The sequence below is a fragment of the Haladaptatus marinus genome (assembly GCF_051194195.1).
Genome location: NZ_JBLZNK010000005.1, coordinates 78,874 through 103,966 on the forward strand (window position 1 = coordinate 78,874; position 25,093 = coordinate 103,966).

The 25,093-nt window shown below is 59.3% G+C and carries 24 protein-coding genes and 1 pseudogene; 10 read left to right on the plus strand and 15 right to left on the minus strand.

Translation table 11 applies throughout. From position 1 onward, the window contains the following. Nucleotides 1-6 precede the first annotated feature (6 nt). From ACN2TU_RS17565 to ACN2TU_RS17580, 4 genes are read right to left on the minus strand one after another with little or no spacing between them, the layout of a single operon-like run. Nucleotides 7-720 (minus strand): ABC transporter ATP-binding protein, encoded by a 714-nt coding sequence (locus tag ACN2TU_RS17565; protein WP_435157180.1) that lies wholly within the window; start codon nt 718-720, stop codon nt 7-9. Beyond that, nucleotides 720-1,478 (minus strand): ABC transporter ATP-binding protein, encoded by a 759-nt coding sequence (locus ACN2TU_RS17570; protein WP_435157181.1) that lies wholly within the window; start codon nt 1,476-1,478, stop codon nt 720-722. Before ACN2TU_RS17570 ends, ACN2TU_RS17565 begins: the two co-directional genes overlap by 1 nt. After that, complete coding sequence (locus tag ACN2TU_RS17575; protein WP_435157182.1) at nt 1,478-3,430, minus strand: ABC transporter permease; 1,953 nt, start codon at nt 3,428-3,430, stop codon at nt 1,478-1,480. The genes ACN2TU_RS17570 and ACN2TU_RS17575 overlap by 1 nt, the downstream gene beginning before the upstream one ends. Before the next feature lies 1 nt (nt 3,431). Then, nucleotides 3,432-4,682 carry an ABC transporter substrate-binding protein gene (locus ACN2TU_RS17580; protein ID WP_435157183.1) on the minus strand — a complete coding sequence of 417 codons (1,251 nt, stop codon included), beginning with the start codon at nt 4,680-4,682 and terminating at the stop codon, nt 3,432-3,434. 271 nt (nt 4,683-4,953) lie between these two features. Between ACN2TU_RS17580 and ACN2TU_RS17585 the strand changes: the two genes are divergently transcribed. After that, nucleotides 4,954-5,664 carry an EthD domain-containing protein gene (locus ACN2TU_RS17585; protein ID WP_435157184.1) on the plus strand — a complete coding sequence of 237 codons (711 nt, stop codon included), beginning with the start codon at nt 4,954-4,956 and terminating at the stop codon, nt 5,662-5,664. A 572-nt stretch (nt 5,665-6,236) separates the two neighbouring features. Continuing rightward, nucleotides 6,237-6,836, plus strand: a complete 600-nt coding sequence (locus tag ACN2TU_RS17590) for an HD domain-containing protein (protein ID WP_435157185.1) — start codon at nt 6,237-6,239, stop codon at nt 6,834-6,836. A 174-nt stretch (nt 6,837-7,010) separates the two neighbouring features. Here ACN2TU_RS17590 and ACN2TU_RS17595 read toward each other — a convergent pair whose 3' ends face one another. The 3 genes from ACN2TU_RS17595 to ACN2TU_RS17605 all read right to left on the minus strand — a co-directional run bounded on the left by ACN2TU_RS17595 (nt 7,011) and on the right by ACN2TU_RS17605 (nt 10,572). Then, nucleotides 7,011-7,976, minus strand: coding sequence for an NAD-dependent epimerase/dehydratase family protein (locus tag ACN2TU_RS17595; protein WP_435157186.1), 966 nt, complete (start codon nt 7,974-7,976; stop codon nt 7,011-7,013). A 101-nt stretch (nt 7,977-8,077) separates the two neighbouring features. Further along, a complete protein-coding gene (locus ACN2TU_RS17600; RefSeq protein WP_435157188.1) occupies nt 8,078-9,799 on the minus strand; it encodes a thiamine pyrophosphate-binding protein in 1,722 nt (573 codons plus the stop codon). A 116-nt stretch (nt 9,800-9,915) separates the two neighbouring features. Beyond that, complete coding sequence (locus ACN2TU_RS17605) at nt 9,916-10,572, minus strand: helix-turn-helix domain-containing protein (protein WP_435157189.1); 657 nt, start codon at nt 10,570-10,572, stop codon at nt 9,916-9,918. A 142-nt stretch (nt 10,573-10,714) separates the two neighbouring features. On the opposite strand from ACN2TU_RS17605, the gene ACN2TU_RS17610 reads away from it, so the two are divergent. Both ACN2TU_RS17610 and ACN2TU_RS17615 read left to right on the plus strand, forming a co-directional pair. Continuing rightward, entirely contained in the window at nt 10,715-11,050 is a 336-nt protein-coding gene (locus ACN2TU_RS17610; protein WP_435157190.1) for a DUF7344 domain-containing protein, read from the plus strand. Between the two features lie 73 nt (nt 11,051-11,123). Next, complete coding sequence (locus tag ACN2TU_RS17615) at nt 11,124-12,347, plus strand: MFS transporter (protein WP_435157192.1); 1,224 nt, start codon at nt 11,124-11,126, stop codon at nt 12,345-12,347. Here ACN2TU_RS17615 and ACN2TU_RS17620 read toward each other — a convergent pair. Next, nucleotides 12,321-13,028 carry a helix-turn-helix domain-containing protein gene (locus ACN2TU_RS17620; RefSeq protein WP_435157193.1) on the minus strand — a complete coding sequence of 236 codons (708 nt, stop codon included), beginning with the start codon at nt 13,026-13,028 and terminating at the stop codon, nt 12,321-12,323. The genes ACN2TU_RS17615 and ACN2TU_RS17620 overlap by 27 nt on opposite strands. Before the next feature lie 163 nt (nt 13,029-13,191). On the opposite strand from ACN2TU_RS17620, the gene ACN2TU_RS17625 reads away from it, so the two are divergent. From ACN2TU_RS17625 to ACN2TU_RS17645, 5 genes and pseudogenes are all read left to right on the plus strand, one after another. Further along, nucleotides 13,192-14,865 carry an ABC transporter substrate-binding protein gene (locus ACN2TU_RS17625; RefSeq protein ID WP_435157194.1) on the plus strand — a complete coding sequence of 558 codons (1,674 nt, stop codon included), beginning with the start codon at nt 13,192-13,194 and terminating at the stop codon, nt 14,863-14,865. Then, nucleotides 14,866-15,819: an ABC transporter permease gene (locus ACN2TU_RS17630; RefSeq protein ID WP_435157195.1), complete on the plus strand. Its 954-nt coding sequence runs from the start codon at nt 14,866-14,868 to the stop codon at nt 15,817-15,819. Further along, complete coding sequence (locus tag ACN2TU_RS17635) at nt 15,816-16,814, plus strand: ABC transporter permease (RefSeq protein ID WP_435157196.1); 999 nt, start codon at nt 15,816-15,818, stop codon at nt 16,812-16,814. The genes ACN2TU_RS17630 and ACN2TU_RS17635 overlap by 4 nt, the downstream gene beginning before the upstream one ends. Beyond that, nucleotides 16,811-17,872, plus strand: a complete 1,062-nt coding sequence (locus tag ACN2TU_RS17640) for an ABC transporter ATP-binding protein (protein WP_435157197.1) — start codon at nt 16,811-16,813, stop codon at nt 17,870-17,872. Before ACN2TU_RS17635 ends, ACN2TU_RS17640 begins: the two co-directional genes overlap by 4 nt. An 8-nt stretch (nt 17,873-17,880) precedes the next feature. Beyond that, nucleotides 17,881-18,792, plus strand: a pseudogene (locus tag ACN2TU_RS17645) (ABC transporter ATP-binding protein); the annotation flags it as partial. A gap of 439 nt (nt 18,793-19,231) precedes the next feature. On the opposite strand, the gene ACN2TU_RS17650 reads toward ACN2TU_RS17645, so the two are convergent. The 3 genes from ACN2TU_RS17650 to ACN2TU_RS17660 all read right to left on the minus strand — a co-directional run bounded on the left by ACN2TU_RS17650 (nt 19,232) and on the right by ACN2TU_RS17660 (nt 21,125). Continuing rightward, complete coding sequence (locus tag ACN2TU_RS17650) at nt 19,232-19,441, minus strand: hypothetical protein (protein ID WP_435157198.1); 210 nt, start codon at nt 19,439-19,441, stop codon at nt 19,232-19,234. A 103-nt stretch (nt 19,442-19,544) separates the two neighbouring features. Continuing rightward, nucleotides 19,545-20,342 carry an SDR family oxidoreductase gene (locus tag ACN2TU_RS17655; protein WP_435157199.1) on the minus strand — a complete coding sequence of 266 codons (798 nt, stop codon included), beginning with the start codon at nt 20,340-20,342 and terminating at the stop codon, nt 19,545-19,547. A gap of 126 nt (nt 20,343-20,468) precedes the next feature. After that, entirely contained in the window at nt 20,469-21,125 is a 657-nt protein-coding gene (locus ACN2TU_RS17660) for a DUF1028 domain-containing protein (protein WP_435157200.1), read from the minus strand. Between the two features lie 86 nt (nt 21,126-21,211). Between ACN2TU_RS17660 and ggt the strand changes: the two genes are divergently transcribed. Continuing rightward, a complete protein-coding gene (gene ggt, locus ACN2TU_RS17665) occupies nt 21,212-22,882 on the plus strand; it encodes a gamma-glutamyltransferase (RefSeq protein WP_435157201.1) in 1,671 nt (556 codons plus the stop codon). A gap of 1 nt (nt 22,883) precedes the next feature. On the opposite strand, the gene ACN2TU_RS17670 is transcribed toward ggt, so the two are convergent. From ACN2TU_RS17670 to ACN2TU_RS17685, 4 genes are all read right to left on the minus strand, one after another. Beyond that, complete coding sequence (locus ACN2TU_RS17670) at nt 22,884-23,240, minus strand: hypothetical protein (RefSeq protein WP_435157202.1); 357 nt, start codon at nt 23,238-23,240, stop codon at nt 22,884-22,886. 136 nt (nt 23,241-23,376) lie between these two features. Beyond that, nucleotides 23,377-23,625, minus strand: coding sequence for a Sec-independent protein translocase subunit TatA/TatB (locus ACN2TU_RS17675; RefSeq protein WP_435157203.1), 249 nt, complete (start codon nt 23,623-23,625; stop codon nt 23,377-23,379). A gap of 214 nt (nt 23,626-23,839) precedes the next feature. Next, complete coding sequence (locus ACN2TU_RS17680; protein ID WP_435157204.1) at nt 23,840-24,175, minus strand: thioredoxin family protein; 336 nt, start codon at nt 24,173-24,175, stop codon at nt 23,840-23,842. A 96-nt stretch (nt 24,176-24,271) separates the two neighbouring features. Next, nucleotides 24,272-25,006: a sporulation protein gene (locus ACN2TU_RS17685; protein ID WP_435157205.1), complete on the minus strand. Its 735-nt coding sequence runs from the start codon at nt 25,004-25,006 to the stop codon at nt 24,272-24,274. Between the last annotated feature and the right edge of the window lie 87 nt (nt 25,007-25,093).

Here is a 25,093-nt window from a genome sequence, read left to right on the forward strand (position 1 = left end):
ACCGTTTCACACGCTGATGCCGAGGTGTCTGTCCAGCAGTTCCTCGTTCGCTTCCAGTTCCTCCGGCGTCCCATCGAAGACGATTTCTCCCTGGTCGAGCAGATAGACGCGGTCTGCGAGCGAGAGCGCAACCGCGACGTTCTGTTCCACGAGCAGCACCGTGATTCCCTCCTCGTTTAGGTCGCGGATGAGGGCTTCCACCCGTTCCACAATGAGGGGTGCAAGCCCTTCCGTCGGTTCGTCCAGCATGAGCAAGTCCGCGCCACAAACAAGCGCTCGGGCGATGGACAACATCTGCTGTTCGCCACCCGAGAGGTCGGTGCCGCGACTGTTTTGTCGTTCCTGGAGGTTTTCGAACGCCCCAGCCGAAAGCACGTCCTCCACTGATTTTCTGTGTGCACTGTCGCTCCCGCCGAGGGTTCCGACGGCGAGGTTTTCGCGCACCGAAAGGCCCGGGAACACCCGGCGCTCTTCCGGCACCAGCGAAACACCACGTTTGACGGTTTCGACCGGCGAGAGTCCGGCGATGTCCTCGCCGTCAAACCGAATCGTCCCTGAGGTCGGCGTCAGTGCGCCCGTGATACTCCGGAGCGTCGTCGTCTTCCCGACGCCGTTTCGGCCGATGAGTGCGACGACTTCACCGTCCGGAACGTCGAGCGAGACGCCCGAGAGCACTTCCGTTTCGCCGTATCCTGCGCGCAGGTTTTCGATCGAAAGCATCAGTGTCGAACACCTCCGAGGTACGCCGCTTGCACCTCGTCGTTTGCTGCGACTTCCTCCGGCGTGCCGGTCGCCAGTTCCCGACCTCGATTGAGTACCGTGATTCGGTCGGAGACGTTCATGACGAGGTCGATATCGTGTTCGATGAGCAGGAGTGTTCTCTCCGACAGCACGTCGCCGATGAGTTCCATCGTCGCCCGCGTCTCCTCCACGCTCATCCCGGCGGTCGGTTCGTCCAGCAGCACGACCTGCGGGTCGGTCGCCAGCACCAACCCGATTTCCAGTCGCCGCCGGTCGCCGTACGCCAGCGCCGCCGCCTGTTCGTCGGCCCGTTCTGCAAGTCCGATTTGCGAGAGCACGCTCCCGACGCGCTCGTTGATTTCGGGGAAACTGTCCGCAGGGCGGAACAGCCGACTGCCCGCCGTAATCGACTCTCCGGCCACCGACTGCGCTGAAAGTCGGACGTTTTCCCGAACCGAAAGACCACCGAAAACGGTCGTAATTTGGAACGACCGCCCGATTCCGCGCCGGACGCGCTCGTGTGGCGGGAGGTTCGACACGTCGTCGCCCGCGAACCGGATGATGCCCGACGTTGGCGAGAGCGCGCCCGAAATCAGGTTGAACAGCGTCGTCTTCCCGGCCCCGTTCGGACCGATGACGCTCCGGAACTCGCCCGCCTCGACGGTGAGGTTGACGTTGTCGGTCGCGACGAGCTCCCCGAACTGGCGGGTCAGGTTCTCGGTTTCGAGAAGCGCCATCAGTTGCTCACCTCCGAATCGGTTTCAGCGACCGGTTCCGGGCCGCCCCCAGCCTCCTGGTTCGTGTACCGGGAGAGCATCCCGGGAACCGAAACGAGGCCCTCCGGAACGTAGATGACGAAGAGGACGAACACGAGTCCGAGGACGCCCTGCCACTGATCGGTGAACGACTGAAGAATCTCACGCAGACCGAAGAAGACGCCTGCCCCAATCATCGGCCCGTACAGCGTACCCATCCCGCCGAGGATGGTCATCACGATGACCTCGCCGGACTTTATCCACGCGAGAACCGACGGCGAGACGCCACCGGTATGAATCGCGGAGAGACCACCGGCGAGTCCCGCCAGTCCGCCGCTGACGACGAACGCCCGTCGTTTGTAGGCCGTCACGTCGTAGCCGATGAAGGAGGCGCGTTCCTCGCTCTCGCGGATGCCCTGAAGCACGCTCCCGAAGGGGGCGTTCATCATCCGCCGGGCGAGCAAGTACGACCCGATGACCGCGGCGAGCACGAAGTAGTAGAACAACTCGATTTCGCCGAGCAACGCGACGTCGCCGACTTCCGGGCCGCTCATGAGTCCGTACACGGGGTCGAAGCCGAACAGGCCATCGCTGCCGCCAGTGAATCCGACCTTCTGAACGAGTTGGTAGAACAACTCCGCGAAGCCGAGGGTAATCATCGAGAAGTAGACGCCCGACACGCGAATCGAGAGGTGGCCGACCATCCACGCGACGAGCGCCGCGACGACGATTCCCGCGCCGAGCGCGACGAAGACGGACGGCATTCCGTTCTCGACCGTGAGAACCGTTCCGTAGGCTCCTAGGCCGAAAAAGAGGACATGGCCGAGCGACACGAGTCCGGCGTACCCCATCACGAAGTCGAGACTGAGCGCGAACAGCGCCCAGACGAGGATGGTCAGCAGGAGCGAGTTCACCTCGTAGGAAGTGTATATCACCCCGATTCCGAGGGGTGCGAGGAAGAGCAGCGCGACGACGAGCGCACCGAGTCGGAAGCGCGTTTGGCCGTCAAGCACGCCGCCGCCACCGCCGGTCAGCAGTTCGCCGCCGCCTTCCGAGGATTCCCACTCTGGACTTCCGAAGAGTCCCTGCGGTCGGACGAGCAGGACACCGATCATCAGAAGGAAAACGACCAGTCCTTCGAAGCTCGGGAAAACGGTGCGGAAGAACGTCTCGATGATGCCCACGCCGAATCCGCCGATAACCGCACCGCGGAAACTGCCGAGGCCGCCGAGGACGACGATGACGAACGCCGGGATGATGACGGAGTTGCCCATTCCGGGGCTGACGCTCTGTTTCGCGCCGAGGACGATTCCGGCGAGCGCCGCGAGGAACGCGCCGAAGGCGAAGACGAGCGTGTAGTAGCGGTCGATGTCGATGCCGAGGTGGCGAACCATCTCGCGGTCTTGCGCGCCTGCGCGCACGACGAGTCCGAACCGGGTTCGGTTCAGCAACAGCCACGTTCCGATGGCCATCACGACGCCGATGCCGATGACGAAGAAGTTGTACTTCGAGTAGCTGAAGCCAAGCAGGTCGATGGGGCCGCGAAGTATCGGCGGTTGTGCGAACGGTTTGGGGTTGTCGCCCCATACGAACGAGATGGCGTCCTTGAAGATGAGCACCAATCCGAACGTGAGCAGGATGTGATACAGCGGATTTCTCCCGTATAGTGGTCGGATGGTTCCGCGTTCGATAACTGCCGCGATAAGCGCGACGAGGAGCGGCGCGACGAGGAGCGCTATCCAGAACACGCCGCCCCCGGTTCCGACGGCGACGATGGCGAACGCGAGGTACGCACCGAGGGCGAAGAACTCGCCGTGGGCGAAGTTGATGACATCCATCACGCCGAAGATGATGGAAAGTCCCGCCGCTAGGAGGACGTACACCGCGCCGATGGTTAGGCCGTTCAGGAGTTGTTCGATAACTGCGCCTGCCATATCAGAGTTGACAGCCGGTTTGGTCGCACGGTGGAATCGCCTTATCGCCGCTGACTTCCGTGATGAGTTTCACGTCGGCCATCTTCCCGCCGTTGTAGACGTTCTGTCCGACCCAGACTGGATTTTTCGCCTGGTGGTCACAGCTTCGGAACTCGTTTTCCCCGAGCAGGGATTGCATCTTCAGACCCGCGAGCGTATCGACCACTTCGTCGGTGTCAGTGCTTCCGGCCTCCTTGATACCGTTTGCGACCATTCTGATGGAGTCGTAGGCGACGCGTGCGAAGCTCCCGGGTTCGCTGCCGTTCGCACTCTTGTAGGATTTCACGAACTCCTTGTTGTCGCCGGAGTCGATTTTCGGCACGTATCGCGTTCCGCTGTAGATTCCATCAGCTTTTTCGCCGAGCGCGCCACGAATGACTTGAAACGACCCCGTCGTCGTCATGATCTTCTTCTGGTCAGTGAGTCCCTGCGCGTTCGCCTGATTGATGAATTCGATGAGGTCGCCCCCCGTCGAACCGACGACGACCACGTCGGCGTCGGAGTTTTTCATCTGGCTGATGAACGAATCGAAGTTCTTCGCGCCCAATTTGGCTCTCGTGACGCCCGCCTCGGAAAAGCTCGCGTCCGACGCCTTCATCCGCGACCGCCACTCGCGAAGCACCGATTTCCCGTAGGCGTAATCCGCGATGTGGAACCACACCTTACTTCCGAGGTTGTTCAGTGTCCATCCGGAACACGCCTCCGCGATTTGTGCGGTGTTCGTCTCGCTTCGAAAGACGTACTTGTTGCAGTTTTTACCCGTAATCGGGATGGCCGCTGCGCCGGGGGCGTAGATGACGCTTTCTTCCTGTGCAAACTCGTTCAGGCCGAGCGCGACCGAACTCGAAATTGCCCCCATCATGAACGACGCGCCGTGCTGTTCGACCAGTTTTCGCGCCTCCTGCTGGCCGGTTTCGGCATCCGCTTGCGTATCGCCGTATTTGGCGTCGATGGTGAACTCGTACTCGTCGCTTTCGTTGATCGTCTTCACCGCGAGTTTCGCCCCCTTTCTCTGTTCCGCTGCGAGTCCAGCGTACGGTCCCGTCATTGGATTGAGGATGCCGTACTTTACCGTATCGACGCTACTCCCACCACCACCGATGTTACCGAGACACCCCGCAAATCCCGCGAGTCCCCCCGCCCCGACCGCGCCGAGCATGGCGCGCCGAGTCGTTTCGAATCTGTCCGACTGCCCCGAGTTACTGTCCGCCATGGCAACAAGGAACAATGGGTGGATAATAAATGATTGTATATAATTGACTGACTGTCTTCACCTGAACGGAATTGTCCAGTTGCTTTTACTCGAACTCTGATAAAATGCGGTTGTTCCCGTCGCTATCTGCTGTCCGCCGTCGTTGCCCCGTCTACGCATCGTGAGGTCGGGTGAACATCGGAAACGATGGTGTTGAAACTGCGACCGAGATTCATCCCAGCCGACATGCTTCGCGTGTTTTATCACATTTCACATCCTGTCCTCGGGTGCTATGTACAAACACGTCGCCTTGCTGGTTCGCAAAGACGGGATGACGCACGACGAGTTCGTGGACTATTGGCAGAACAATCACACGAAGATTGCCCGTGAAATCGAGGGCGTCGTGAAATACTCGACCGTTCTCCCCGTCACGCCCGACGCCGCCGAATTCGATGGTCTCGCCGAACTCTACTTCGAGGATTTGGATGCGCTGCACGATGCGCTGGGAAGCGAGGGCTCGCGGGACTACGACCCGGATAAGGGTAAGGCGAAGGAGGCCCGCGAGGACGTGGACAACTTCCTCGCACTCGAAGAACGTCCGCGATTCATCGGCGAAGTCGTCACGCAGAAAGACGAAGTCAATGGCGATACCGACGGTCTCTACAAACACTCCGCCTTCCTCGTCCGGCAGGAGGGCATGTCCCACGAGGAATTCGTGGACTATTGGCAGACCAACCACACCGCCATCGCCCGGGAAATCGAAGGCGTCGTCAAATACGACACCGTGCTTCCGGTAACCCCCGAAGAGTCCGAATTCGACGGCATTGCGGAACTTTACTTCAAGGATTTGGATGCGCTGCACGATGCGCTGGGAAGCGAGGGCTCGCGGGACTACGATCCGGACAAGGGCAAAGCGAAGGAGGCCCGTGAGGACGTGAACAACTTCCTCGCGCTGGAAGACAGGCCGCGATTCATCGGGAAAGAGACGGTTCAAAAGGAGTAACGGCTAGATTTTGGTGGATTCGTCTTTTTCTGTGTTCTTGCTGTTGGAAGTTTCGCTTTTGCTGTCGTTCCGTCTGTGGGAGGTACTGAGTGAGGCTGCTAACTAGGTGTTTCAACGTCGGGAGTATATCACGTCAACACAGACCCGCAACCGCTCTGCACCGCGACAGCCATATCCTCCCCAACCGATTCCTTTGTCACTGTGTTCCTCAGTCATCCCTCGCGCAGACGACTACCGTCGCGTTCGCGCGACGTATTGACGATTCCTATATTGCGTGAATCTTCCCAAACCATGTGGCGCGTACTGGCGCACGCCGGAGGGCAGACCGCCCGGTGGCTTGGGGTGAAGTCGTGTGAGGGGCGACTGAAACGAGCGACAGCGAGTGAAGGAGTCGGTTGGGGAGGTACGTAGGCGATGCGGTTGCGGTTTGATTGGAGTCGTGATTTGCTACGAACAGTTCTTCACCCGAAGGGGCTCAAAAAGAGAACCCCGACAACTTCCAACTCCTATTCATCTCTCCAGGTCCCTACGAATGCACGAACCATTAGGTACCAGCCCACAAACAACACGATATGAGCGATACTCCAAACTACCGCGAACAGGTCGAAGATGCCTACCCGGAACTCCAGTCCATCGAGAACGATGACCTACGTGAGAAAGTCATCGAGGCGTGGGTTCTGGGCCTCAAACGCGGTGGGTGGAACAATATCGCCGACATCCCCTACGCGTGGAACATCCACGAGGTGACGAACGTCGAACACGTTCGCGGCGTGACTCGAATTGCCATGCGCTCGGCGGAAGAACAGCGCGAGTTTCACGGGGCTGACCCCGACGAGGATGTAATCATCGCCGCGTGTCTGCTCCACGATGTCGGAAAATGCTACGAGTACGTCGATTTCGTGGACGAAGAAACACTGCTTAAACCCGACCCGACCTACGCCACCGAGGAAATCCCGCACTCGCTGTCGGGATATGCACTGGCTCACGAAGTCGGCTGTCCACTCGCAGTGCAGCGAGCGATTCCCCATTTCCTGGGCGAAGTTCCGAAACGCACCCTCGAAGCTGAACTGGTGAAAAGCGCGAATTCCGCTAGTTCGAACGCGATTACCCAATCCGCGATGGGAATCACCTTGAAAGAGTGGGTGAACGAGTACAGTCAGACGCAGGGATAGCGGCCCTCTTTCCGCTCAAACGGATTTCCAATCCATCCCCGTTTTCGTATTATCCAGAAGGCTATTCAGATAGATGTCGAGATATCTTTCCAGAAATCCATGCGGGAAGTGCCCAGAAGCTCATATCTTCGCTTTCAACGACCCAATAATAGACGATTACGTGCTACCGTTCCGCTAGACCTGTTCCAGTCCGTTCTCCTCCCGAAGTACGTTGATGTACTTCCGGAAGCCACTCTCCAAATCGTACTGCGGTTCGTAACCCAACTCCTCCTGAATCGCGGTCATGTCGAGTTTTTGTGTCCACGGCAGTTCACCTTCGTCGGACACGTCCACGTCCGCGTCGGGCATGATTTTCTCGACCGTCTCCGCAGCCTCCCGAATCGTCGCCACGGTTCCGCGGACGTTGTAAACTCGCTGTTCGATATTTTCTTCCGGCGCGAATGCCGCGAGGCGGAACGCCTGTGCGATGTCCTCGACGTGCTGCCAGTCGATGACTTGGTCGCCGTACTCCACGCTGAACGACTCCCCGAGTGCGGGTTTTTCGATTATGTTGGCGAGAAACGCCGACCCGCCCGTTTCTCGATAGGGTCCGTAGGCGACGGTCGGTCGGAGAGCGACGTGCGAGAGGTCGAAATCCTCGAAATATACCTTCGCCTGATGTTCGTTGAACTCCTTCGTCGCGCCGTAGAGCGTGTCGGGGTAGACGAGGTCGTCTTCCGTGACCCAGCCATTGTCGTAGTTCGCGGGCGGGGCGAACACCGCCGCGCTGGATGCCCATGCTACGCGCTCGACTTGGTCTGAAAGCGTTCGTGCCGCCTCGAAAACGTTGTTCGTGCCCTGAATGTTCACGTCGATAGCGAGCCGTGGGTTCTCGCGCGCCGTCGTCGTGAGGAGAGCGGCGAGATGAACGATTCGCGTCGCCCCGGTCTCTTTCACTGCCCGAATAACGTCCGTCGGGTCGGAGAGGTCTCCCCGACGGACTTCCACGTCGTCCGCAACACCGAGCTTTTCGAGGATACGCGTATCGGTCGAGAGATCGTACGCAACCACGTCGTGGCCGTGTTCGACGAGGTCTTTTGCCGTATACGACCCGATGAATCCTGTCCCGCCAGTGACGAGCACCGTCTCGCTTTGCGTCATGAATTTGCAGTCACGGGGTGGCAGGAAAAGGTTTTCTTCCCGCTGTCAGGTGGTTGTCTGGAATCTATTGATTTGGGAGACACCTGCTCCCAATTCCCGAGCTATTCGTGCAGTCCGCCAACCTCTGCATAAAACGACGACTGCAACTGTTCGGCCATATCCTCATCACGGTCTATTCTGGTGTCGATGACGAACGGGAGGTCGCTTTCCTTTCCTTCCTGAAGCGCATCGGCCAGTTCGTCGGGTGTCGTCGCTCGCGTTCCTTTGGCACCGAAACCTTCGGCCACTTTTACGAAATCGGTGTCGTGGAACTCCACGCCCGCGATGTCGCCGTCTTCCTCCTGCATCTGGCGCACCATGCCGAGGCTGGTGTCGTTCAGCACGACGAAGGTCGGCGCGACGCCGTATTCGACGGCGACTTCGACGCTGGTCATCGTCATCGTGAATCCGCCGTCACCTGCGACACCGATTACGTCTTTGTCCGTCGAGAGTGCGGCGCTCACTGCGGCGGGGGCAGACCAGCCCATCCCGCCGACGCCACCACTGCCGAAGTAGGTGCGGATTTCGGGGGTTTGGAGGTAGTTCAACAGCCAGAATCGGTTGTTTCCCGAGTCGGCCGTGACGATGGTATTCTCGTCCACCAACGCCTCGATTTCCTTGACCGCGCGCTGGGGTTTGATTGGTGATGCGTCGCTCTCGCACTTCGTGGTGAAAAACGACTCGCGCGCTTTCCGTGCCCGCTTTCGTGCCCAGTCGTTGTCTGCACTTCCGGCATCGGCCAGTGCTTGTAGGCTTTCTTTCGCATCGCCGATGAGACCTACGTCGGCGGGGTAGACCCACCCCGCGTTGCGGGTGTCGATGTCGGCGTGGATAATCGTCTGTTCGTCCGGGCGGATGAACGATGATGCCTGCCAGTTCGTATCCATTGGGTTCATCCGACACCCGACGATGAGGAGGGTGTCGGCCTCGCTGACGACCTGATTCGCGCCTTCGTGACCGAACGACCCGATGACACCAGCGGCGAGCTCGTGGGTTTCCGGAATCGTCGATTTACCCAGATAGGAGGTTGCGACCACTGCATCGTAGGCTTCCGCGAGTTCCCGAAGTTCGCCGTAGGCGTTCGCGGAGTGGACGCCGTTTCCGGCGACGATGACGGGACGCTCTGCAGATTCGAGCGCAACGTTTGCGTCCGAAACGTCGTTGTCTGTCGGTTTCGACTCCCAATTCCGGACTTGCTCCTTACTGTCCCAGACTGGCGGTACCGGGTTATCCGGCACATCGTCAGTAATCGCGTTCCCGTCGAGAATGACAGCAGTCGGTCCCGACCGACCCGCCGTCGCGTGCTTGAACGCCAGTTGCACGCTCCGCAGCGTTTCGGTCGGTGTTCGCGGGAACCAGTGTTCTTTCGTCACGCCGTCCAAGATTTTCGGAAGTGAAAGGCCGCCGTAATCGCCCCGGGATTGCTGATAGGGGGCGAGCGTCGAGTAATCGCCGCGCTCGCTCGCCTCGGTCAGAACGACCATCGGCGAGGAGGCGAGGCGGGCCTCCATCTGCCCGATGACGCCGAGGCTTCCTATCCACGGCCCTTGTCCGGCGAGCACCGCGGGTTTGCCGTGGAGGCGACCATACATCTCGGCCATGACACTTCCCTCGCGTTCGTCCCGTGGACGGACGACGTCCACGTTCGACTCCGGTAAGTCGTTGAGTAGTTCGATGACCCGTCCGCCGGGGTAGCCAAACACGTACTCCACGCCCAGCGATTCAAGTATGGAAACCAGCGATTCGCTCGTCGTCTCCCCCTCGGTGTCGTCAGCACCTGTCATGCTAGCCGAAGCCACCCACTCTGCGCTCTTTGTTCTGTCGGTTACAACGGTTGGATACGATACTCTCACTGAATACTGTGTTTCCGAGATGTATCGTCGGGTGGACTCTTCCGCGACTACGACTGTTCGCCGTCGGAATACACCGTATATTCGATAAGCGATTTTACCCCGCGACGGAACCGTTCTGATGCCGCCGTTTCGGAGATGTTGAACTGATCACTCAAATCCGCGAGTGAACTTTCCCGCGGGATTTCCAGATATCCGCACTCAAAGGCCGTAATCAGGGTCTCTCGTTGCACGCCGGTCAGTCCGAATCGGGGTGTCTCAGGATGCCCTCGTTCCTCGTAGAATCGGTGGATGCTGAACCTGGTATCGTGGTCTCGACAAAAATCACGGAACCGGCCGAACGCTGCCCGGTCGGGAAATGCCGCGCGGAACTCCCAACCGTTGTGAGTCGCGGTGACGTGTTGAAGGATACTCGCTTCATCGACCAAAATCGGATAAATACTCGTTCGTTGCGCCTCCTCATTCAGTTTGGTTTGATATAATCGTTGGTCGCCGAGGTCGATAGTGCGTGACGGGGCGGTGACGGTGGGATCCTCTTCAAGTGCATCCTCGAATGCTTCGAAATCACCGCCTTCCGTCCAGAACAGGAGTTGATGACGGCCATCTTTGGTTCGATCCGACTGTTCCCACGTAACCGTCATTCCGGGCGCACGGCGTAACGCAGCACGAAGAATCGGATATTCGAGCCGAAATTCGACGATTATCATGCGAATCACTCCCGGCTAACCATGGACGATTGGAATCCTATGTCCTGTGCTAGCAATTAGCAATCTGGGGTTAAAAAGACTACGAATATTGATGAAGATTCATTATTCGATCTGCGAGGATGGTGGACGGTGGAGAAAGAACGTGAACGCAGACACGGAAACCATCGATAAGCTGTTTGAAATCCTCCGTAATGAGCGACGACGGCGCTTGTGCTTTGTTATGGCCGACACGGACGACCAAGTATTTTCGCTCGAGGAACTCGTCGATCAGCTCGTCCCCCAGGAGACGACCGTTGACACGACGGAAGCGGAAGTCCACGATTGTATCGCAGCCAGTATTCACCATATCCATCTGCCGAAAATGGCGGATTTCGGCATTATCGAGTACGATGAACGAAGCAGTACGGTTCGGTGTGAAGACCTCTCGATGAGCGAGTTCGGTGATTGGGAGAGAGGGAACCTTCGCGTCGTGGAGTAACAACCCGAATGATGGGCGAGACCCGGTTCGATTCGGGCGACCTTTTATAATTGATACCCAACCAACACCCACTGTGAACCGCAACGATCGAACCATCGTCGGACTCGCGATGCTCGCACATGCGATGGTTCATACCTACGAACTTTCATTTCCCATCTTCGTTACAGTCTGGCTATCGGACTTCGGCACCACGACGGGAACGTTGGGAATCGTCGTCGGCATCGGATACGCGCTGTTTGGACTGGGGGCGTTACCGGGTGGCGTGCTCTCCGACTCGTACGGGTCACGAAGTCTCATCGTCCTTTGTTTGTTCGGGATGGCCGGGTCGTTCCTCCTGCTCTCGGTCGCGCCAACGCTCCCGATTGTCGCATTGGCGCTCGTGCTGTGGGGAATCTCGGCCAGCGTTTACCATCCCTCCGGACTCGCACTGCTCAGTAAGGGCGTCAGCGAACGCGGCAGCGCGTTCGCGTACCACGGCATGGCCGGAAATTTCGGCATCGCCTTCGGTCCGTTAGCCACGACGCTCCTTTTGCTCGTGTTCGACTGGCGAACCGTCGTCGCAATCCTCGCCGTTCCGGCGCTCATCGCGGCGTTCTTCGCGTTCCGAACGGAAATCGACGAATCCGCGGCGGTCGAGGGGAAGGAGACCCGCGCCGACGGTGGCGTCTCTTCGCTTTCCGAATTCTTCGGCACATCTCGAACGCTGTTTGCAGGGTGGTTCATCGCCGTTTTCGGCGTCGTCATGATGTCGGGTCTCTACTACCGCGGCGTGCTGACGTTCCTGCCTGACCTGCTCGGGGGACTGCCGATGTTCGCGCCCGTCGAATTCGGCGGTGAATCGCTGAAACCCGCGAATTACCTCTATGCCGGTCTGCTGACGGTCGGCATGGCCGGGCAGTACGTCGGCGGAAAACTGACCGACAGGGTCGAGAACGCCCGCGCAATCGCGGTTTCGTTCGGACTCTTGGCGGTCATCGCACTCGTGTTCGTTCCCGCTTCGAATGCCGGACTCGTGCCGCTGCTCGTGGTCAGTTTCGTCCTCGGGTTCTGCCTGTTCGTGGTGCAACCGCTCTATCAGGCGACCGTCGCGGAGTACACGCCACCCGAAGCACGTGGAATTTCCTACGGCTACACTTATCTCGGTGTCTTCGGCGTCGGGGCGCTCGGAGCGGTCATCGCCGGACTCGTCCTCCAGTACTTCTCGCCGACCGTCCTGTTCGCCGTGCTTGCCGGATTCGCAGTTATCGCGTCCCTGCTTGGAACATTGCTATCACTTCGAGGACCGAGTATCGACTGAGGAGAGCCGGTTTCCGACTTCTTCCATCACTTTTGCCTCCGCGCGCGCGAGGTGTTCCCACGCCGTCGTTGATGCGATACCGACGGTGTCGGCGATATCCTCGATACTCGTCCCTTTTTTCGGGCGATAGTAGCCGAGTTCGATGGCGGTTCCGAGAACCTCTCGCTGTCTGCGTGTCAGGTCGCTGAGGACGCGGGAGAACTCCAGCCGTTCCCGCTCGGCTACCTCGTCCACTTCCACGTTTCGAACGAGATCGGTTTCGTTCCCTGCCCGTTCGAGGGACGCGACGATTTCGTTCAGATTGTCCGATTCGTCGAGGTACAGAGTCCACCGTTCCCATCCTGCCGTAATCGTCGTCCCCATTCGATAGTGGACGCCGATATCGGTCAGTCGTTGCGAGATGCTGTCCCATTGATAGCTGTCGTATGTGATGGCAACGAGGACGCGAGGAACGTCGAGCGAGGTCAGTGGGTCGACCTCCAACACTGCAGGTGCGGCGGCGAAATCGTCGAGAAATCCCGAAATCGAGGATTCGGGGCCAGTTATCTCGATGATACGCTTCCGTTCGGCGGCGCTCCCCGTCATCGAAGAGACAGAACGGATCGTAATTGTCGGATAGTTTTCACTGATGTCGCTCTCGGGTTCGCCATGGTGTCTCACCCGGAGCGTCACTTCTCGCATGACTGCAGTTTACGAACTCGGCTCAATTCAACCTTCGGATTAAAGAAGTTAAAATCGTGTCTGTATATTCTGTTATCATATTATAATTTACACGATAAATTTTGAAATCCGAATATATTCGGGTGTACAACGAAGTGGGTTTGCTGATCTGTTTAGGTATACCATGAGAAGACATACCAATGTTTCGGACGAAGACATAAGCGGGCCGGTGATCGACCGCCGGACGACGATGAAACTCCTCGGTGCGGCCGGTATCACCAGTTTGGCCGGTTGCACGAGCGGCGGTGGTGACGGCGCCGGCAGTGGTGGCGGGAGCGGAAACAGCGACGGAACGACCGGCGCACCGTCGGAAAACCAGCGCGGCGGTCGGCTCAGTGCCGGTTGGTTCACCGGCAGTATCGACGTGTTAGATCCACCGTTCATCAGCGTGGGCCAGTATTTCCAAGTGGCCGCAAACGTGTTCAACGGCCTCGTCACGCTCAACAAAGATCTCACGATTCGTGGTGACCTCGCGAAGGACTGGGAAGTCGCAGACGATGGGACGAAGTTCACGTTCAACCTTCGGAAGGGCGTGAAATTCCACGACGGGTCGGATTTCACCGCTGAGGACGTGAAATACACTATTAACCGGACGATTTCGGAGGAGGCACCCGCCGCCTCCAAATTGGAATCGCTCAAACCGATGGACGAGGATGGCGTCGTCGTCAAGGACGACCACACCGTCGAACTCACTTTCTCGGAACCGATGGCTCCCGCACTTATCTATCTCACCCGGGGTCCCGGTCGTGCGGCGACGATCGTCTGCAAGGAGGCTATCGAGAAAATGGGCGCAGAGCAGTACAAGGTGAAACCGGTCGGTACGGGGCCGTTCAAGGTGACGAAACACGAAATCGGCTCGGGCGTCACGCTCGATGCCTTCGAGGACTACTTCGAAACCGATAGCGAAGGGAACGCGCTTCCGTACCTGGACGGCATCGACATCAAGCCGATTCCCGAACCCGCAACGCTCGTGAACGCGCTTCGAAGCGGCGACATCGACTTCGCCAACCTCGTCCCGCTTCAGAACGTGAAGAAGGTGGAACAAGCCAACGGCGTCGAAAAACTCGACGCGCCGGGAATCAACTGGTATGGGTTCGCCATGAACCAACGCCGCGAACCGTTCGGTTCGAGGAAAGCCCGCATGGGTATCGCCAAATCCATCGACAACGAAGCCTACGTGAACGCGGCCTACTTCGGCAACGCGCTGCCTGACACCGGGCCAATCAACAAGGCGACCAACTGGGTCTGGCGCGACGACAAACCGACCGACCAGCAGTACGACCCGGAGGCCGGAAAGAAACTCATCAAGGAAGCAGGCGCGGAAGGTGCGTCCTTCCACATTCTGACCACTCAAAGCAGTCTCCGCGGCGCGAAGGCGATGCGCCAGCAGTTGAACAAGGCCGGATTCGATGTCAGCATCGAGCAGGTGACCAGTTCGACCTACTGGGAACGCTACGAGAAAGGGGACTACGACACCACCATCAGCGGCAGTGTCGGTGACCCAGACCCCGACCAGTCGCTCTGGAACTTCTACCGCAAACCGGACGACGGCGGCGTTTGGAACTGGGTCAACTTCAAGGACGACACGGCGAACGAACTGTTGATGAAACAGCGTACGGCGCTCGAACGAGAGCAGCGCAAGCAGGCGCTACAGGAGTTGGAAGACCACCTCATCAAGCAAGCCCCGCACGCCTACCTGATGCATCAGGACGACATCGCGGCGAAACGCTCCAACGTGAAGGGCTTCACCCACATTCCCTTCATGCGTAACTTCCACACGACGTGGGTCGAGGGGTAGATGCGCCAGTACGTCGCAAAACGGGTGGTGCACGCCGCCTTCATTATGTGGCTAGTGGCGACGACAGTCTTCTTCGGACTTCGCCTGATTCCGGGCGGACCGGTTCGAACCATGCTCGGACAGGAAGCGACCCCGCAGGCAGTGGCCGCCCTTCGGGCAAAATTAGGCCTGGATAGGCCGCTGTACATGCAGTATTTCGACTGGCTACTGGACATGCTCACGCTGAACTTCGGCCAGAGTCTCAGCACCGGCCAATCCGTCTCCACGCTCGTGGGGCAGGCTGCGCCGAAAACGCTCTCTATCGGCGTTCTCGCCATCATCGTCGGCCTCGGTGTTGCAGTCCCAACCGGCATTCTCAGCGCAACTCGCAAGGGCGAGGGAGTCGATTACGTGGCGACCGTTACGGCGTTCCTCGGCGTCTCGATGCCCGCGTTTTTCGTCGGTATCCTTCTAGCACTGGTGTTCGGCGTTTGGCTGAATCTCCTCCCTGTCTTCGGGTACACGCCGCCAAGCAAAGGGATTCGACCGTGGCTGGAGAGCATCTTACTCCCCGGTATCGCGGTCGGGCTGCCCTATGCCGCGGTCGTGATGCGGATGATGCGCTCGTCGCTGTTGGAAGTGCTGAACAAGCCGTACATCCGAACCGCTCGCGCTAAAGGCGTCAGCAACCGCGTGATGCTGTACAAGCACGCGCTCCAGAACGCGATGATTCCCGTGATTACCGTCGCGGGCATCCAACTCGCGCTAGTGCTGGTCGGCAGCGTCACGGTCGAACTGGTCTTCGGCATCAACGGCCTCGGGCGACTGCTCGTTGACTCGATGCTCGACAGGAACTACCCGGTAACACAGGCGGTCATCCTCATCGTCGCCGCCGTGATGGTGTTCACGAACCTCGCAGTGGATCTCGTCTACACGGTCATCGACCCCCGCATCGGCTACGGAGGCTCCCAATGACGGAACACACCGAACCGGGCGTCGGCCCGAACACGCCCGCCGAACCCGGGCCAGCCGACGTTCCGCCCGAATATCAGGAAGAAGAACAGTACGAAGAACACAAAACCACCCGCCAGCGGCTCGTCGAGGGCGTACTGGGCGACAAAATGGCGCTGTTCGGAGCCGTCATCGTCGTCCTGTTCGTCTTCACGGCGGTGTTCGCACCATACGTTGCACCCCACGACCCGGAAGCCTCGTTCGGCTTCATGCAAGGGCCGAACAGCTATTCGGAGGGGAACTACGACGACGCCGCCGGAACTGAACGCGTTTGGCATCCGCTCGGAACCGACTCGTTCGGCCACGACATCCTCTCACGGATGATATACGGTGCGCGCGTTTCGCTCCTCGTGGCGCTTGCAACGGTTGCAGTCGCGTTCACGCTCGGCACGTCGATAGGTCTCTTCGCCGGATTCTACGGCGGCTGGGTCGATAGCGTGCTGATGCGCTACGTGGATTTCCAGTGGGCCTTTCCCGAACTCATCCTCGGAGTCGGTATCATCGCCATCTCCGGTGGGTTGGGCGTCACGAACGTCGTCATCGCGATCGGTATCGCGTACATCGACGATTTCGCCCGCCTCGTCAGGGGTGAGGTGCTGTCGCTCCGTGAGGAGGAGTACGTCATGGCGGCCCGCGCCGTCGGCATGACCAACCGCAGAATCATGACGAAAGAAATTCTGCCGAACGCGGTCGCTCCACTCATCGTGCAGGCGACGCTGATGATTCCGCTGGCAATCCTCGCGGAGGCTGGCCTGTCCTTCCTTGGACTCGGCGTCAAGCCGACGACGCCGACGTGGGGCCTGCTCCTCTCCGACGGCCGCCAGTTCATCGACCAAGCGTGGTGGATTAGCGTCATGCCCGGCCTCGCAATCATGCTGACGGTGCTCGCTTTCAACATGCTCGGTGACGGCCTGCGCGACATCTTCGACGTGAGCGAAGGGGAGGTCGAAAGCAGATGAGCCTCCTCGAAGTCGAAAACCTTCACACTCGATTCCCGACGCCGAGGGGCACGGTTGACGCGGTCAACGAGGTTGACCTCCGCATCGAACCCGGCGAAATCGTCGGTCTCGTCGGCGAATCCGGCTCCGGAAAGAGCGTCCTGGCCGACACCATCATGGGTATCGTGGAGGAACCGGGCGAAATCGCAGGCGGCGACATCCGACTGCACGGCGATTCGCTGCTCGAATTGCCCGAATCGGAACGCCGAGAAATCCGCGGCGGGACGATTTCGATGGTGTTCCAAGACCCGATGAACAGCCTCAACCCGACGCTCACCGTCGGCGAGCAAATCGCCGAGATGGTTCGACTCCACCAACCGGTCGGCGAATCGATTAGCCTCCCCGCCGAACTCAAACGCAAACTCGTCGGGTCGTCCAAAAACGGCGAAGCGTGGCGGAAGGCCATCGAGATGTTGGAGAACGTCGAGATTCCGGAACCCGAAACTCGGGCGACCGACTTCCCACACGAGTTCTCGGGTGGCATGCGCCAGCGCGCGATGATCGCGATGGCGCTCGCCGCGGAACCCGACCTCCTCATCGCGGACGAACCGACGACCGCACTGGACGTGACGATTCAGGCCCAGATTCTGGACGAACTCCGGGATTTGAAAGACGCCTTCGACACGGCAATCCTCCTCATCACGCACGACCTCGCGGTCGTCGCAGAGGTCTGTGACCGAGTGAATGTGATGTACGCCGGAAAAATCGTGGAGCGCGCGGAGACGAACGAACTGTTCCGCAACCCACAGCATCCCTACACGCAAGGGCTGATTGCCAGCACGCCTCGACTCGACGCGCCGACCGAAGCACTGCAACCAATCGAGGGGAACGTCCCCGACCTCATCGACATTCCCTTCGCATGCCACTTCGCGCCGCGCTGTCCGGAGGCGACACGGGAATGTTACGAAACCGACCCGAACTTCAGACCGGTCGGGAAATCGGCGGAATACGGAACGAAAAACGACGAGGGCCACGTCGCGGCGTGTCTTCGCCGCGGCCCACAGGAGCAGCGATTATGAGCATGCAAATGACCACCCCCGAGGAACGAATCGGTGGCGAACCGCTCCTGACCGTCCGCGGACTGAAGAAGCATTTCGACCAGTCCAGCGGCGTCCTCGACAGGTTGGTCGGCGAAACCGGCAATGTCCGGGCGGTTGACGGTGTTGACCTTACGGTTCACGAGGGAGAAACGCTCGCAATCGTCGGCGAATCCGGTTGTGGAAAGAGCACCCTCGGTCGGACGGTTCTCAACCTTCACGACGCGACGGCGGGGTCGGTGACGTATCACGGCGAGGACATCACCGAACTGTCGGCGAGCGAGATGCGTCCGTACCGCCGCAACCTCCAGATGATATTCCAAGACCCGTTGGCCTCGCTCAATCCGCGCCAGACGGTCGGCGAAATCCTCACCGCTCCGATGGAGGTTCACGGTATCGGTGCAAACAGCGAGGAACGACTGGAACGTGCGAAGGAACTGCTCCAACGAGTCGGATTGAAACCGGCACACATCGACCGCTACCCGAACCAATTTTCGGGCGGCCAGCAACAGCGCGTCGGCATCGCTCGCGCGCTGTCGCTGGAACCGGAACTCATCATCGCGGACGAACCCGTGTCGGCGCTGGACGTGTCCGTGCAGGCCCAGATTCTCAACCTGCTGGACGAACTCCAGGACGAGTTCGGCCTGTCGCTCGTTTTCATCGCCCACAATTTGAGCGTTGTTCGCCACGTCGCAGACCGCGTGGCAGTGATGTATCTCGGGAAAATCGTGGAAACCGCGCCCGTCGCGGAACTGTACGAGAACCCACAGCACCCCTACACGAAATCGCTGCTGTCGGCGGTGCCGCGAATCGACCCCGGCGACCGTGACGACCGAATCATCCTCGAAGGGACGGTTCCGTCGCCGTTGAATCCGCCATCCGGATGTCGGTTCCACACGCGCTGTCCGATGGTGATTCCGCCGGACGACTGGGCGGGAACCGAAGACGAGTTCCGGAACGCATTCACGTTCCGAAATCGCGTCCTGTCCGGCGAACTCGACCCTGATGCGGCGAAAACCCGGCTTTCAGCGGAGGGGGAAAACACCGACGATGGAACCGTCGCATCGTATCTCGTGGAACAGCTGCTTCCCGGTGACTCGGCTGACCTGCCGCCGAACGCGGCGGATGCAGTTCGGGAGGCTGCCAGTGCACTGTCCGCGGGGAAGCGCGACCAAGCAGAAGCAGCGGTTACGGCGGCGTTTCCCTCGCCCTGCGAACGGGAAACGCCCCAGACGATAGCGGCGGACGACAGCCACGTTGCGGCCTGCCACCGGGTGGAATCTCGGGACTCCGCCTAGTCAGTTCGTGGGGCTCCGTGACTTCTCGTCGGTATCGCCGTTCCTATTTCGTCCGTCGTTCTTCGGTGTCGCTCGATTTTGACTCCTTTACTACCGAAGCGACGGTTCCACCACATTCGGAACACTCCGACTTCTCCACGTAGAATCGCTCTCCACAGCTCCCACACTCGTAACTCGCCCCTTCTTCCGCCACGGCCTCGGAGGTTTTCTTGAACTCCTCGACTTTTCGACCCAAATTCTTGAATAGCCCCATCGATACATCCGGTGAATAGGGTATCTTCGTGATAAGTCTTGGGTGAAAAATTTCCTGTCTTTCGAATATAAAGCTGTTCGGAAGCAAGTGGCAGAACAGTCAGCTAAAACGCATGTCGATGCCAACCACCGTCTACTGGGAGAACAGCATCCGTGATGTAGTCCGCGGCGGGCGAGGAGATGTAAGCAACGGAACGAGCGAATGAATCCGGCGTTCCGAGGTCGTTGACGGGCAGTTCGTCCGTTCTCCGCTTTCGCGCCTCCGATTCCGTGATTCCTTCCCGTTCGGCCAGTTCGGCGATTTTGAACTGGATTCGGTCTGACATGACACCGCGGGGGGAGACGCAGTTTACGCGCACGCCATCATCGCCGACTTCCTCGGCGAGCACCTTCGAGAGACCGTAGACTCCCGGGCGGAAGACGTTGCCGAGCGCACCACTGGCCGACGGTTCGAGGGCGGATGCTGCGACGAGGTTCGTTATTGCGCCACCGTCGTCCCGCAGTGCGGGAAGCGCCGTTTTACAGGCGAGTACGGTACTTCGCAGGATTCCGTGATAGGCGTCATCGAACGCGGACATGGAGAGTTCGGAGAATCGCGTCGTTTCCGGGCCGCCATGGTTCGTCACGAGGATGTCGAGGCCGCCGAGAATTTCGATGGCTTCCTCTGTCGCGTTTCGAACGTCCTCCTCGTCGGCGAGGTCGCAAATCACCGATTCGATGGCGTCGTCAGCGCAGTCGGTTGCCTCCCGAATCGATTCGGTGGCCGTCCGAAGTCGTTCCGAACTTCTAGACGAGATGACGACGGTTGCACCCTCTCGTACCAGTTCTTCCGCGACGGCGCGACCTAAACCGCTACTCGCTGCCATCACGTACGGTCGTTTTCCGCCGAGTTGTAAATCCATGCGGGAGATATTTCGAAGAAGGATATCTTATTTTTTATTTAATGATTAAATCGATTAGTATGTCAATTGATGTCTAATGAATGTCCGGTCAATCGGTCGGCCAGATGTCGTTCGACCGTCCGGTTTTCAGTCGAAGATTCGCTCCTTCGAGGATTCGCTGAACCCCTCGCTCGCCTCCTTTGCAGTTTCGTAGACGCGCTTAAGTTCGGCGATCGGCTCGTCGTGCGCATCGACTCGCAAATCGTGGTGAGCCATGGTTTGTGGCGCTTTTACCATCACAGCTGCGGAGGTGTGGCCGCGTTTGTCGCCGCTCGCTTCCTTTCCGGCGGCCAATGCGCCGATGAGTCGGGAGACGAGGTCATCCTCTCCCTCACTCCCCACGAAGGTTTCGGCTAGCGCATCCAGCGTCTCCTCTCCGACAAGCATGTTCCCGGCGACAGTGAGGTCGCGTTCCTCGTGAACCCGGTGGCCGAACCACCCGTCACAGCCATCGCCGGAGTATGCGAAGGCATTGCCGCGCGCGTCGAGTCCGTGAACCTGCCTGAGCTCGCTGTGGTCGTCCTGGGTGAGGAGGCCTTCCAGCGCGTCGTTCACGGCAATATCCGGGAGGAGCGCGATTCCTCGCCGTCCGAGACGAACGTTGACGAAGCTCTGTGTGCTGATGACTCCGTCGTGGCTGATGCAGGGTGCGAGCGCGCCCACCGCCGGTGCATCGGTCGAGACAGCGACCCCGAAGGTGGTTCCCTCGTCGGATTCTTCGCGAACGCAGATCGAGAACGTCATACGATTTCAATGTGTTACCGTCTCCTAAACCCGTGCCCGAAACTATTTGGTGGGTATTTTAGGGCCACTTCCGAGTATGGCATGATATGACGAAACCTGATTTGGACCGGTTTACGTCCCGACGTTCTACCGCCTACGCGCCGAATGGAATCGTGGCGACGAGTCAGCCACTCGCGGCGCAAGCGGGCGTCTCGGTTCTCCGGGAGGGAGGGAACGCGTTCGATGCCGCAGTCGCCACCGCCGCGGCGCTCAACGTGGTCGAACCGACGAGCACCGGACTCGGCGGGGACGTATTCGCACTTTATCGAACCGCGGACGGTGAGGTCGGCGCGATGCGAAGTTGTGGCGGCGCGCCCGCCGAAGCGACCATCGAAAACGTCCGTTCCTCGATCGAGAATCACGACGACCCGTCAGCATGGTATCCGGACAATCGTGGATACACGGTCGATGACGACGACGACACCGATGACCTCGGAATGCCCTTTCTCGGCCCGCACGCCGTCACCGTCCCCGGGACCGCACGCGGATGGGAAGCGACCGTAGAGCAGTTGGGGAATCTCTCGCTCGGCGATACGCTCCAACCGGCCATCGACTACGCGATGGGCGGCTATCCCGTCTCGGAGGTCATCGCATCTCACTGGACTGGCGCGGAAACCCTCTTCACATCCGACCACGCTCGAGACGCATTTTTGATGGACGGCGACGCTCCCAGTGTCGGTGAATCGATGACGCTGCCCCGCCTCGGCGAAAGTCTGCGGCGAATCGCGGAGGAAGGAGCGGACGTACTGTACGAAGGCGATATCGCCGAGCAAATCGCGGACGAAGTTCAATCGCAAGGCGGTTTCTTGACGGTGGACGACCTTGCCGAATTCGAACCCGAGTTCATCGACCCCGTTTCGACCACGTATCGTGGGGCGGAGATTTTCGAACTCCCCCCGAACAATCAGGGTCTTATTGCGTTGGAGGCGCTCAACATCGCCGAGGAAATCGATGCTGGCGACCATCCGCTCGACTCGTCGGAGCGCGTTCACTACTTCGCGGAAGCGATGAAACTCGCCTTCCACGACGGCCACCGCTACATCACCGACCCTGAGTACGAGGAAATTCCGCCGCTCGCCTCCGACTCGTGGGCAAAAAAACGCGCCGAACATATCGGAACGGAAGCAAACCACGACGTGAGTTTCGGCGTTCCGGATGCACACGCCGAGGACGCCGACACCGTCCTGCTCTGTGTCGCGGACGACGAGGGCAACGTCGTCTCGTACATCAACTCCCGATTCGCCGGATTCGGGTCGGGACTCGTCGCTGGCGATACCGGCATCGCCCTCCAAAATCGCGGAGCATCGTTCTCGCTCGACCCCGACCACCCGAATCACCTCAAACCCGGAAAGCGTCCGTTCCACACGCTCGTTCCCGCACTCGCTCGATTCGGCGATGACGACTGGGCCGCCTTCGGCGTGATGGGTGGTTACATGCAACCGCAGGGTCACGCGCAGGTCATCTCGAACATCGTGGATTACGACATGCCGCTCCAGGCCGCGCTGGACTATCCGCGTTGGCGCTACCGGGAGGAAGGGACGCTCGCAGTTGAAGGACGGACCGACGGCAATCTTGCGTCGAAACTCGTCAGAAAGGGCCACGACGTGCGGGTGCTCCCGCCGTCGCTTTTCGGCGGCGCGCAGATAGTGAGAAACGAAAACGGTGTGCTTTCCGGGGCGACCGAACCGCGAAAAGACGGGACTGCCACCGGATACTGAGTTACACTTCGTCTTCTGCTTCGTCGTCTTCAGTCTCTTTGGTTTCTTCGTCGTCCGATTCGTCTTCGGTTTCCGCTGCGTCTGACTCCTCGTTTTCGACGTCCTGCGTGTCGGTTTCCCCTTCCTCCACGGAACTGCCTTCCGTGCTCTGTATCTCGATTTCCATCGGCCCTTCCTTTGTTCGTCCGAGGTCGTCGAGTTCTTCGCGCAAGTTTGACTCGCTCCCCTGACTCTTTCCGACGAGGTAGCCAGCGATAAACGAAAATCCGAGCAGCAGAAGGGTTCTGAGTCCCGACCCCGATTGCTCGGAATGGTCGTTCGAATTGTTGCCGTCTGCCTCTGTCGTGTCGTCGGCCATAGTAGTCGGTTTGCGGGAGAGTGACTTTTCCGTTGTGGTCGCCCCACGCAACCGTGTTCATATTGTTGTCACTGCTCGATGTATTACCTCGGAAAAACTGCTGGGCCGGGTGTTCCCCGAACCCCCCGAATCTGGGTTATGCTTCCGGTTCCGCTTCGACGGCCGTGTCGTTGGTCTCGGTCGTGGAGTCGGACTCCTGCATCTCGCGGAGTTCCGTTTCGACTTCCTGCCGACCTTTCTTGAACTCGCCCATCGCCTCGCCCGTCGAACGTGCGAGTTTGGGAATCTTGTTAGCACCGAACAGGAGCACTGCGATGAGCAGAATCACCGCGAGTTCCATCCCACCGGGAATCGGCCCGAACAGCGGAATCGTTTCGACTACCATCTGTGATAAACAATCACGTGCGAGTATTCATAGGCTTTTTGCCCCATGTTAATAATTATCATTCGTCTCCTCGTGACAGATTTCTCTCCCCTCTTCTCGTGCAACTGGCCAATCCAGCGCTGACATCGTGGTTAAAAGCATCGTTGGGCCGAACACGTGGCAGGCGCTCATCGATATCGGCAACTGAGTGGCTTATCGTCTACGGTATCGTGCTCTATTTTCCAGTCCTGTCCACGAATTCGACGACTGCGTCGGTTCCTTGAAACCCGTCGGCCATCCGCCCGACGAGGTTGCCGTGTTCGAACAGCAAGAGGGTGGGAACGCTCCGAATGGTGTACTCCTCCACGAGCGAGAGGTCGTTTCCGGGGTTGACCATCACGACGGTTGCGTCGGTGGCACGAGCGACGTTCCCGACCACCGGTTCAATAGCTTGACACAGGGTACAGCCCTTCGTGTAACAATCGACCAATACGCGGTCGTGCTCAGCGATGACGCGATGGAGTTCGTCGCTGTCTTCGACTCGAAGCGGTTTGTTGGGGCTGTCGCTCACCCCCGTTTGTACGAACTGACCGCACTTGTCGCGTTCGCTCCCGAAGATGCGACGAACGGTTCTTTCCCCCGGAGGATACTTACCGAACGACGCCAGTCAGGTGTGTCGCTCGATTTCGTCACGGAGCTTCGATTTCATCTCGCTCGCGTTCTCGTCCGTGAACGAAAGCTGTGTCCACCGTTCGTCCATATCCGCCATTTCCGAAAGAAGACCGCCTCTGCGGTCGATTTCCAACTTCACTTCGAGTCCGGATTCGGTTTCCGTCGGAACGACTTCGAGTTCGTCGAGTTTGCCGCCAAACGGACCGGAGTGCGGAACGAACTCCAGTTCCTGGACGAACTGTTGGCTGGAGAACAATCCACCGGGTGCTTTCTCGCACTTGGAGGTTCGAAGCGTAAAGCCGAGCGAATCGAGCGCGTCGAGGAACGTCGAAAGTCGTGGTCCAGGGTCGATTTGAACCGGGTCTTTGTCGTCAGGGTCAACCGCCCAGTCAATGTCGAGACCGGTTTCCAGCCAGACGTTCGTCCGACCGACCGTGATGGGAGTATCGACCGGCACGTCGATGGTGATGGGGAACGTCTTCTCCTCGTCCGGTTCGATGGTGAATGGGTCGGCGACTTGGAACTTGTCGATGACGCCTGTCCGGGTGCTGTCGTCGGTTTTGTACCGTGTCAGCAGGGCGAAGTAGATCGCATCGATTTCCTGTTCGGTCTGTCCACCTTCGACGTGGACTTCGGCTTCGACCGATTCGCCTGCGGTCAGCGTCGTTTTTGGAAGGACGGTATCGACACGGGCAGAACCGATTCCAACGCGGGAGAGGATTCGTTTCATTCCATCGGTAGTTCTGTTGAATTCCGATATAAGCTTTCTCTCCGTCGGACGCTAGCGTTCGACACGGTTTTGTGTTCTTACGACGCG

What these genes read in the sequence shown, in the direction of transcription:
- ACN2TU_RS17565 (WP_435157180.1), bottom strand. Translation starts at nt 720, where the DNA reads ATGCTTTCGATCGAAAACCTGCGCGCAGGATACGGCGAAACGGAAGTG.
- ACN2TU_RS17570 (WP_435157181.1), bottom strand. Translation starts at nt 1,478, where the DNA reads ATGGCGCTTCTCGAAACCGAGAACCTGACCCGCCAGTTCGGGGAGCTC.
- ACN2TU_RS17575 (WP_435157182.1), bottom strand. Translation starts at nt 3,430, where the DNA reads ATGGCAGGCGCAGTTATCGAACAACTCCTGAACGGCCTAACCATCGGC.
- ACN2TU_RS17580 (WP_435157183.1), bottom strand. Translation starts at nt 4,682, where the DNA reads ATGGCGGACAGTAACTCGGGGCAGTCGGACAGATTCGAAACGACTCGG.
- ACN2TU_RS17585 (WP_435157184.1), top strand. Translation starts at nt 4,954, where the DNA reads ATGTACAAACACGTCGCCTTGCTGGTTCGCAAAGACGGGATGACGCAC.
- ACN2TU_RS17590 (WP_435157185.1), top strand. Translation starts at nt 6,237, where the DNA reads ATGAGCGATACTCCAAACTACCGCGAACAGGTCGAAGATGCCTACCCG.
- ACN2TU_RS17595 (WP_435157186.1), bottom strand. Translation starts at nt 7,976, where the DNA reads ATGACGCAAAGCGAGACGGTGCTCGTCACTGGCGGGACAGGATTCATC.
- ACN2TU_RS17600 (WP_435157188.1), bottom strand. Translation starts at nt 9,799, where the DNA reads ATGACAGGTGCTGACGACACCGAGGGGGAGACGACGAGCGAATCGCTG.
- ACN2TU_RS17605 (WP_435157189.1), bottom strand. Translation starts at nt 10,572, where the DNA reads ATGATAATCGTCGAATTTCGGCTCGAATATCCGATTCTTCGTGCTGCG.
- ACN2TU_RS17620 (WP_435157193.1), bottom strand. Translation starts at nt 13,028, where the DNA reads ATGCGAGAAGTGACGCTCCGGGTGAGACACCATGGCGAACCCGAGAGC.
- ACN2TU_RS17625 (WP_435157194.1), top strand. Translation starts at nt 13,192, where the DNA reads ATGAGAAGACATACCAATGTTTCGGACGAAGACATAAGCGGGCCGGTG.
- ACN2TU_RS17630 (WP_435157195.1), top strand. Translation starts at nt 14,866, where the DNA reads ATGCGCCAGTACGTCGCAAAACGGGTGGTGCACGCCGCCTTCATTATG.
- ACN2TU_RS17635 (WP_435157196.1), top strand. Translation starts at nt 15,816, where the DNA reads ATGACGGAACACACCGAACCGGGCGTCGGCCCGAACACGCCCGCCGAA.
- ACN2TU_RS17640 (WP_435157197.1), top strand. Translation starts at nt 16,811, where the DNA reads ATGAGCCTCCTCGAAGTCGAAAACCTTCACACTCGATTCCCGACGCCG.
- ACN2TU_RS17650 (WP_435157198.1), bottom strand. Translation starts at nt 19,441, where the DNA reads ATGGGGCTATTCAAGAATTTGGGTCGAAAAGTCGAGGAGTTCAAGAAA.
- ACN2TU_RS17655 (WP_435157199.1), bottom strand. Translation starts at nt 20,342, where the DNA reads ATGGATTTACAACTCGGCGGAAAACGACCGTACGTGATGGCAGCGAGT.
- ACN2TU_RS17660 (WP_435157200.1), bottom strand. Translation starts at nt 21,125, where the DNA reads ATGACGTTCTCGATCTGCGTTCGCGAAGAATCCGACGAGGGAACCACC.
- ggt (WP_435157201.1), top strand. Translation starts at nt 21,212, where the DNA reads ATGACGAAACCTGATTTGGACCGGTTTACGTCCCGACGTTCTACCGCC.
- ACN2TU_RS17670 (WP_435157202.1), bottom strand. Translation starts at nt 23,240, where the DNA reads ATGGCCGACGACACGACAGAGGCAGACGGCAACAATTCGAACGACCAT.
- ACN2TU_RS17675 (WP_435157203.1), bottom strand. Translation starts at nt 23,625, where the DNA reads ATGGTAGTCGAAACGATTCCGCTGTTCGGGCCGATTCCCGGTGGGATG.
- ACN2TU_RS17685 (WP_435157205.1), bottom strand. Translation starts at nt 25,006, where the DNA reads ATGAAACGAATCCTCTCCCGCGTTGGAATCGGTTCTGCCCGTGTCGAT.